This window comes from Streptomyces sp. NPDC001220 (genome assembly GCF_053597895.1).
This window is the reverse complement of the sequence record NZ_JBSFJE010000009.1, coordinates 400,341-408,528: the sequence shown is the minus strand read 5'-3', so window position 1 is coordinate 408,528 and position 8,188 is coordinate 400,341. Positions and strand designations below refer to the sequence as shown.

8 protein-coding genes and 1 pseudogene are annotated in these 8,188 nt (G+C 65.9%); 5 read left to right on the top strand and 4 right to left on the bottom strand.

The genetic code is table 11. The features are described 5' to 3' along the window. The first annotated feature begins 908 nt into the window (after positions 1-908). Positions 909-1,400, top strand: coding sequence for a hypothetical protein (locus tag ACWDGI_RS23630; protein WP_450761981.1), 492 nt, complete (start codon positions 909-911; stop codon positions 1,398-1,400). A gap of 154 nt (positions 1,401-1,554) precedes the next feature. Here the strand turns inward: ACWDGI_RS23630 and ACWDGI_RS23625 are convergent, their stop codons facing one another. Beyond that, on the bottom strand, positions 1,555-1,908 hold the full coding sequence (locus ACWDGI_RS23625; RefSeq protein WP_450761979.1) for a hypothetical protein: 354 nt from the start codon (positions 1,906-1,908) through the stop codon (positions 1,555-1,557). Between the two features lie 191 nt (positions 1,909-2,099). Next, positions 2,100-2,459, bottom strand: a complete 360-nt coding sequence (locus ACWDGI_RS23620) for a hypothetical protein (protein ID WP_450762011.1) — start codon at positions 2,457-2,459, stop codon at positions 2,100-2,102. A gap of 320 nt (positions 2,460-2,779) precedes the next feature. Here ACWDGI_RS23620 and ACWDGI_RS23615 point away from each other — a divergent pair, with 320 nt between their 5' ends. The 3 genes from ACWDGI_RS23615 (at position 2,780) to ACWDGI_RS23605 (ending at position 5,032) form a co-directional block, all read left to right on the top strand. Continuing rightward, entirely contained in the window at positions 2,780-3,196 is a 417-nt protein-coding gene (locus ACWDGI_RS23615) for a hypothetical protein (RefSeq protein WP_450761977.1), read from the top strand. 571 nt (positions 3,197-3,767) lie between these two features. Further along, a complete protein-coding gene (locus ACWDGI_RS23610) occupies positions 3,768-4,220 on the top strand; it encodes an SCO4402 family protein (protein WP_450761975.1) in 453 nt (150 codons plus the stop codon). 326 nt (positions 4,221-4,546) lie between these two features. After that, entirely contained in the window at positions 4,547-5,032 is a 486-nt protein-coding gene (locus ACWDGI_RS23605; protein ID WP_450761973.1) for a DUF4265 domain-containing protein, read from the top strand. A gap of 243 nt (positions 5,033-5,275) precedes the next feature. On the opposite strand, the gene ACWDGI_RS23600 is transcribed toward ACWDGI_RS23605, so the two are convergent. Then, positions 5,276-5,959, bottom strand: coding sequence for a formylglycine-generating enzyme family protein (locus tag ACWDGI_RS23600; protein ID WP_450761971.1), 684 nt, complete (start codon positions 5,957-5,959; stop codon positions 5,276-5,278). A 482-nt stretch (positions 5,960-6,441) separates the two neighbouring features. Here ACWDGI_RS23600 and ACWDGI_RS23595 point away from each other — a divergent pair. After that, positions 6,442-7,276 (top strand): annotated as a pseudogene (locus tag ACWDGI_RS23595) (IS5 family transposase). On the opposite strand, the gene ACWDGI_RS23590 reads toward ACWDGI_RS23595, so the two are convergent. Further along, positions 7,273-7,617, bottom strand: coding sequence for a DUF2750 domain-containing protein (locus tag ACWDGI_RS23590; RefSeq protein WP_450761969.1), 345 nt, complete (start codon positions 7,615-7,617; stop codon positions 7,273-7,275). The pseudogene ACWDGI_RS23595 and the gene ACWDGI_RS23590 overlap by 4 nt on opposite strands. Positions 7,618-8,188 lie beyond the last annotated feature (571 nt).

The window sequence follows — 8,188 nt, the reverse complement described above, 5'->3', positions numbered from 1 at the left end:
CCTGCACGCGGATACGACGCGCACAGCCAAGCCGAGGCAAGCGGTGTCAAGCATCAGGTGACGCCACAGCGTCAAGCATCAACCGAGACAAGACAACCACCCCAAGCACCGACTGAGTTACAACCTTCTCTACTGGTTCAAGCCGGCTGCGCTCCGCTCCGCCGGGCGCGCTCCCGGCTCCGCGCCGGGCGCCGCTCCTGCCTTCGGCCCGCTCCGCCCGCGCTGCGCCGACGCGCGCCCACGCGCCGAGAACCGGGTCATGAGTCGATCACCGTAGAGAAGCGGTCAGGTCAGAACGAGCCTCCGGTGGGGGCGCTCAGGCTCCGAGATGGCGGGGGCGCCGTTCGCGAGTGCCGGCGGACAGTGGCGTGCGCGGTGCTCCCATCCCGTCTGCCATCGACCCAGGCAGAGCCGAGCAGACGCGGCCCATGGCGTCCAGGTCGTTCGTACAGTGGCGCGCTCCACCTGGACGCCATGCACCACGCCCGCTCCACGGTGTGTGGGCCGACGGCAGACGGGATGGGAGCTGGGGAGGGTGGTGGGCTGGAGCAAGGGAGCCGGCGGCTTCCTGCTGAGTCGGGCTGGACGGTGGCCGTCACCACGCTGGCCCGCGAGATGACTGTTCGCATCGTGTGCCTACTATGCGGACAACCGGCAGCCTCTCGCTCCTACGACGAGAGGGCCACCAGCCATGAGCACTGCGTGAGGGAATCGCCATGAGGCGTTGGATTGCTGCTTTCGTCGCCACCCTGGCAGTCGCGAGTACGGGTGCGTGCACCGCAGCCTCGACGCACGCCCAACCGAAGACACCCGCGACGACTTTGGCTTCGGGTCCGAAGGCTTGCACACACGGTACGTATCAATGGTTCAACATAGAACGGCCCGTCCGGCTCTCCGCCCTCTCCGATGTGGAGACCCTCGGCAAAGGTGGCGGCAAGTTCAAAAAGCTCAAGCATCGAGTGTCGTGGCCCGAAGCCTCCGTATCGTCACATGGCCCGGCACTGCCGTCCCGTGACGTGCTGTTTTCCCTCGCCAAGTTGGTCGGTCAGGCCCAAGAGGGCGACGATGCCGCCAGCCTCACCTTCACCGACGTTGACAGAAAACCAGGTGACCCCAACGCAAGCCGGGCCACATCGTCAGAAGGGGGAGGCAGTTTTGTGGAGTACAACGAGACGCGCATCGTAGAGGCGGACTTTCGATACACCTGCCCACGCGCCGGAGTCGTGACCGTCGGACACGCGAAGAGCTGGATAAGCGAAGGTTCGGGCAGCCTTGAGTGCGGCAGACGGCTCGATGGTTCCAAGGAGGCCCACGACCTGACCGCCGCACGCGAAGCTGCGCGTCTCTCCTGCGGTCCGAAGTCGGTTGCCGCGCAAACCTCGGGGGCTGCCGGACAGTAAGACCCCGGCTGCCACTTCCTTTGCGCGAGTGCCGTACAGCAGGGAAGTACAGCAACCACCGCAACCAGTCCCGACCACCGTCGGCCCCAAGCAACCGCGTGGCGTGCTCAGCAGACCCCAGCGGCCACCGCGCCCATAGTTCGCATTCAGGCGATCAGTCCGCGTCAGTGTCCGCGCGGCCTACTGAGCGGAACACGGTCTCATACTCACCTGCCTGCACCAGATGATCCACAACTCTCACCATGGCCGGGATGCCGGCGTCACGGACGATGAGGCCGTCCCAGCAGGTGAAGAAGCTTCCTCCCAACTCCTCACCCGTCGTGGCCCACCGATCCATGAGCCTTTGGACCTCAGCGAGCGTAAAGATGGTCCCTGACCACCGGAGCCCACCCGCGAAGACCACCCACATGTCGACGTTGCAGACGTCCTCAAGCGCTTCGCCCGCATCGGGCACGAAACAGATCTCGTACCCGTCCCGCCGCACCCGGTAAAAAGGCCCGTCCCACATGACGTCCCTGACTCTCCCTTCGCTCCATGCCGAAGGCGGAGCCTAGCCCCTCGCTCGTGCCCTGGCGTGCCACTCTCGTGCCAGAACGGGCGGCGACTCAGGGGGAATCGCGGTGCGCAGCGGGACGCGCCAGCCACGCCTTCTAAGGCAGGGAATCCGCAGGTCAGGCCAATGCTCACCCCACCTCGCTCCTAAAGCGGTGGCTCCCTACGAACTAGCGGCAGCGGCCATCCGGCGCAGGCCACCAGTGCGCTGCCGTCCTCGGTAAGGAAGAGCAGGGTGGTCCATGTCCGATCGGCGGAATCGATCAGCCCGGTGCGCACGGGCCGGCCATGTTCGCGGACGAGCTGCACTGCTCGTTCCAGCCCGAAAGGTTCAAGTCCGTGCATCCGCATGCGCTGGAGTCGGCCCTTGAAGACTCCGGCATGCACGCCGGCGGGTTGTGCCCGGTCCGCCACCCAGTAGGTGGCGCCGCCGCGGAGGGTGGCCAGAGCTCTCGCGGACGCCTCGTCCTCACCGGCCAACAGCGATTCCAGCACATGCCGTTCCATGGTCACCCCCGTTTGGATCCTGCGGTACAGCAGCCACGTACCGCAACCCCAGCGATCGCCTGCGTCCGGTGGCGTCCCTCCGGAGCCTTGTAGCGGCCGGAATGACCGTTGCTGACCGATCCGGCTAGAACTACGGATTAGAAGGTCGCCGTGCCCGTTCCGTGCCCGAGGGGGCGGTAAACCACGGTCAACGGCGGGTTCCGGGGCGAGATCACTGGTTCGCCCACACCGCCGTTGGCGCTGGTCAGAACATTGCCAGGACCGCAGGGCCCGCTGATTCCCAAGCTCGGGTGGAGCGGTGAGGCGATAACGTGATCACTATGGCTTCGCCCAATCCGTTCGTTCATCCCCGCTGGGGCTTGACCTTCCATTGGTGGGCCGTGGATCCATCCGGCGAGGTTGCCCTCATCTACTCCGCCTTCGGACAGGTGCCATGTGCAGCCAACAGCCAGGAACGGGTGATGGACAGCGCGACGAAGGCCGCTCGGGCGAGCTACCCGGGTTGGTTCGCCGAGACAAAATCCACAGGAAACGCACCGTATCGCTTCGAATGGGACGAAGAGTGCGACGACCACTACACGCGAGTGGATTCGCCCGCACTCCCTATCTTGATCACCGACCTACCGGACGAGATTGCACAGGCCGCGAGCCTGGTCCGAGTGACTTTTCCCTTCCGGGACATCACAAGAATCGATCTCGCGTACCCCCACGGCGAAGAAGCCCTGTCAGCCCGCTAGCTCGGTTCCGGTAGAGCTGCAGATCAGTTGCAGCACCGAGGCGGGCTGAGTGTCTAACTGCGCTACGACGGCTGCGCACTGGGGCGCATAACCGCGGACGTTCGCGGACGGTCCGCCCAGGTCACGACCGGCTTGGCCCCAGGTCACACAGTCGCTCCCATTGCTTCGGGACGAAGAGGTTCACTCAGCTAGGGTGCGCCCCATGACCGACAACGTCCCGGCCTGTCCAGAGTGCCGCCAGCCTATGGAGTCTGGCGGCCTGGTGCTCTCCAAGCGAGAGGACGACGGCCGACGGACTTGTCGGGCGTTGTGGCGGTGCGCGGATCGGCACACATGGTGGCAGTGGGCGGACCGGCCAGACGATCCGTTGGAGGTCTGCCCAGTTCCGGCGCTGTTTCGGTGACATCCAACGCTGACATCAACGAGGCCGGACGGCGGCGTACAGCAGCGCTCCTCGGCGACCGCCGGACCAGCCGACGACGGCCCCAGAGGCGTGTGTAGGTCGAACTCCTTATGCGGTGCTCCGAGAGCGCCAACACCTCTATCAGCTGCGGTCGCTACGCTCGGACTCGTGAGCGATGCTGCCCGAGTGCTAGCGAACCACCGAGTCCACGTCGTTCCTGTTGTGCTGGCTCTGGCCAATCCACCGTGGCAGCGGGATGTGTGGCTCGACCCGTCGGCGTTCGAAGACCTGGCCCATGTCTTCCACACACTCTTCGACGACTTCTGCGACGCCGATGAGCCAGAGCGGTACCTCGGCGTCAGCCTACGAAGTGACGAAGAGGTCGTCCTGATGAGGGAGCTCGGTGCCGCGCTCAACGCCGCGGCGGCCGAGGCGCCCCACGACGCCGACGCGGAGTATCTCCGGGCATCTGCGTGGCCAGAGGTCGTGACCATCGCCGGACGCCTTGCTCAAGTCATGGTCGCGAACGATCTAAGGGAACTCGCCGAACTGCTTGGCGACGCGGCCGTGCCAGACCCGTGCCAGATCGGGCGGGGAACCACGGGGAACAGCGGGGAGTAGGCCGACGGAGACACAGGCTCCGATACGGCATCGCCACAGGTCGGTTCGGCGGCCTCCCGTAAACGCCCTTAGCTTCCCAAGCTGAGAGCTCCGGAATCGTCGTCGCGGGCCGGTCGTAGTTGCTTGCTGGTCGACGGCATAGGCAACGTGGCTGGAGGCTGGTGGGGGCTACAGCGAGGCACACGTGCGCCTGGTCAGTCGGCGCACCCGCCGTCGTGGCTGGCTGTCGTCGGCTGGGGCACAGACAAACCAGTGTCCGACTCCAAGTGGACGTAACCGTGCACCCACCTGCGGCGTGCGCGGTAGGACTGTGCATCCTGAACACCATGACGAACCCCGAAGGCCCGTACGTGAAGGTGCACTTCCGGATGGAGATCGAGAACGACTGGCCTCCGGCGTCGGTGGAGAGCCTGTGGGCGGTCGACCAGGGTGACGGCACCGTGCGGCTCGACAACATCCCCTGGTTCGTCCGGGGTATCGCCTGTGGGGACATCGTGGCCACCGAACCGGACGAGGAGGGCGTGCGGTGGGCCGGCGAGGTGGTCCGGCGTTCGGAGAACTGCACCATCCGCCTCATCGTGTTCCGTGACGGCGGTTCAGGAGCTGCACGGCAGAGCGTGATCAACGCATTTCACGCTCTCGGGGTCTGCGGCGAGGGCATAGAGAGGTTCGGCATGGTTGCCCTGGACGTCCCGCCCACCGCCGATCTCACCAAGGTACAAAGGCTCCTCAGCCACGGTGTAGCAAAAGAATGGTGGGACATGGAAGAGGGGTGCATTACTGCGCAGTGGCGGGCCGTGTCCGCCGGCTGACGCCGTTCATGTGATCCATGGCTGGGCCGTCCGAGGTCGCTCGACACTGGCCAATGACGACCGACGACAACCACCAGGCGCACGAGCCCACCGCTCCTGACCAGCAAAAAGCCAGCTCACCAAGATCCCCGACAAGACCCAGGGCAAGAAGTAGTGGGCCCGCGCCAGAGGTCCCCTGTCCGTGGTTCTTCCCCCGGCAGGGGACCTGCCGCTCTTCCGGAGTTCCCAGGGCGCAGGTCGTGTCTACGTCTTGCCTCCATGCACGGCATGGCCCTGACTGGTTGGCACGGGTGCCACCGGGCGGACCGCGGTGAAGTCATGGAACTCATAGCGGGTGGCGGAGAGCAACAGCAGCCATTCGTTGGAGCCCTGCCACGGAGAGAGGTCGCCGGCCCCTCCGCGCACCACTCGCGGTCCGTCCCCGGTGCGGGGGCGTGCATCCACCGGCGCATCCTTGAAATGCGGGATCCATACGTCGGCGCAGATTTCATTGGCCGACCCCATCGCCGTCAGCCCGAAGGGGTTCTCAGCCGCGGAGATGCGTTCCTCGTCGGCGAAGTCGTGGTCCTCGTCCGGCCTGTCGTCCCCACAGAAGTTCAGGGTGGTCGTACCGGCTCGGGCCGCGTACTCCCACTCCGCCTCGCTGGGCAGCCGGAACGGCAACATTCGAAGCAGATCGTCCAAGTCGTCCCTGAGCCGGGCCGTGTTCGAATCCGAGACGGCGAAGCTGTCCTCGTACTCGGGCAGCCAGTGCCGCACTTGCTCGACGGTGAGCGGATGCCGGGCAATCAAGAACGGTTCGAGCTGCACTTCCCGCACCGGCCGGGCCTGGCCGGCACCGGCGAAGAACGGTTCGAGGTCGTCATCGGCACCGTCGGCCCGCTCGATGGCGCGGACCGAGTCCAGTTCCGCGTCGGACAGACCCATCCGGAACGTTCCACCGGGCACGGCCCGGAAGACCACTCCGGACGGCGTATGCCGCCAAGCCGGTCGGCCTGCCACGATCTCTTGAACCCACATGGCGCGGACGCTAGCAGTCGGGCAACCAGGAGGAAGGCGAGGACCAGGAAGGGAGCATGGCCGACTGGGCGCCCACTGGCAGCGCTGCACCACTACCGCACCAGATCGAGCGGAGAACAGCGGGGAATCACGGTGAAAGAAGTCGCGCCCGGCGAAGCCCCACCTCAGCCGTTGGCGCAGGCCAGACCCTGAACCGTCCCCAAACGCCCGCAGCTTCCCAAGCTGAGAGCGCGAGTTCGATTCTCGTCACCCGCTCCAGAAATCTCCCCCAGGTCAGCGGCCTGGGGGTTGTTTGTTGTCTAGTCCAATTCGGGAGTGGCGTGCCCTCCGCGTGCCCTAAGAACTCCTAACGAAATGATCTTCGAGGTGGTTGGATCAGTCCGGAACTGATGATCCGGGGGTGTGGGGTGGCTCGGCCGAAGCCGTGGGAGGTTGACGACGAGTTGTGGGCGGTGATCGAGCCGCTGTTGCCCAGGGTCGAGCGTCGGGCCCGGCACCCGGGGCGCAAGCGGCATCCTGATCGGCTGGTGTTCCAGGGCATCCTGTTCGTGCTGCATACCGGGATCGCCTGGGAGCATCTGCCGCAGGAGCTCGGCTTCGGTTCGGGCATGACCTGCTGGCGGCGCCTGGCCCAGTGGACTGAGGCCGGTCTGTGGCCCCGGCTGCACGAGAGCCTTCTGGCCAGGCTTCGCAGTGCGAACGCCCTGGATTTCTCCCGGGCGTCGGTCGACGGTTCTCACATCCGAGCGTTGAAGGGGGCATAAAGACGGGACGAAGCCCTGTTGACCGGGGCAGAGCGGGCAGCAAGCATCGCCTGATCACCGATGCCACCGGCATTCCGCTCGCCGTCACCTTGACCGGCGGCAACCGCAACGACGTCACCCAGCTCATCCCGCTCCTCCAGGCCGTGCCGCCTGTGCGGGGCAAGCGGGGCCGGCCCCGCCGTCGCCCTGATGTGGTGCTGGGTGACCGGGGCTACGACCACGACAAGTACCGCCGTCTCGTCTGGGCCCTCGGCGTGAAGCCGCTGATCGCCCGCCGTGGCACCGAGCACGGGTCCGGCCTCGGCAAGCAACGCTGGGTTGTGGAGCGCGCGTTTGCCCACCTGCACTGGTTCGCCGTTTGCGGATCCGCTGGGAGATCCGCGACGACATCCACGAAGCGTTCCTCACCCTCGCATGCGCCCTCATCTGCTGGCGGCGACTGCGCTCTCTGGCGAGCTAGTCAGTCGCCGCCAGCCGGTTGAGAACTTCCACGGAGGTGAAGCTCCAGCCGACCAGGCGTTGCCCACTCCAGTTGATGCCGATCACGAGTCCATCCCGGGCGGCATCAGGCAGTACGCCTTCGCACCAGGTGTCCAGGGGCATGGAACCCACCCGTAGCCCACGCCCCCAGATCCTCGCTGCCCGCTGGGCGCGGGCCGAGGTCGACCAGAACGGAAGACTTCGCGTGCCTTCCTCAGAGAGGTGAGTCGGGCTTCCGTCATCATCCCGAACAAACCAGACCACTCGGCTCTGGCGGACATCTCGGAAGAATGCCGCCGCCTGCGAACCGCTCTGACTCATGGCCAACGACCCTACCGTTCCCCGCCACCCATTTCGTTAGGAGTTCTAAGTGCAGGTGGGAGGCACTGCCGGAGCCCCCATGGGGTTCGACTTTCGAGACGAAGAGGCAACTTGTCTCACATCGCGAGACACTTTTCTGGTGACCTGCGTCACAGAGTGTTCACCCATGTGTGAAGTCGCTTACGCAAAGGGGTAGTTGCACCCAAGGTGGTTCCCTCAGCCGACGGCGACTGTCCGCCAGTGGATCGGGCCCGGGACCTGTGGAAATGCAGGCCCATCTCAGCACCATCCAGCACAGGACGCGTGACGAGGCACGAGAAGGCTCAGGGCTGTTTCACGACGCGGCCGCCGCCGATACGGATCTCCGGTCGCTCGGCGCCGATACGGCGGAGAGCGACCTGAGACCGGTGGGGCACAGCACCGCTGCGTCGCGATCGGCGAGGGGGCTGTCGGTGTGAGAGTGCGGTCAGGCGGCGAAGGGGGCGAGCAGTTCGTTGTACTGCTTGGCGGCGGTGTCCAGGTCTTCGTCGGAGAGTCCGAAGGCGGTGCCGTACAGCTTGACCATCGGCTG

What these genes read in the sequence shown, in the direction of transcription:
- ACWDGI_RS23625 (WP_450761979.1), bottom strand. Translation starts at nt 1,908, where the DNA reads ATGTGGGACGGGCCTTTTTACCGGGTGCGGCGGGACGGGTACGAGATC.
- ACWDGI_RS23620 (WP_450762011.1), bottom strand. Translation starts at nt 2,459, where the DNA reads ATGGAACGGCATGTGCTGGAATCGCTGTTGGCCGGTGAGGACGAGGCG.
- ACWDGI_RS23615 (WP_450761977.1), top strand. Translation starts at nt 2,780, where the DNA reads ATGGCTTCGCCCAATCCGTTCGTTCATCCCCGCTGGGGCTTGACCTTC.
- ACWDGI_RS23605 (WP_450761973.1), top strand. Translation starts at nt 4,547, where the DNA reads ATGACGAACCCCGAAGGCCCGTACGTGAAGGTGCACTTCCGGATGGAG.
- ACWDGI_RS23600 (WP_450761971.1), bottom strand. Translation starts at nt 5,959, where the DNA reads ATGGGTCTGTCCGACGCGGAACTGGACTCGGTCCGCGCCATCGAGCGG.
- ACWDGI_RS23590 (WP_450761969.1), bottom strand. Translation starts at nt 7,617, where the DNA reads ATGAGTCAGAGCGGTTCGCAGGCGGCGGCATTCTTCCGAGATGTCCGC.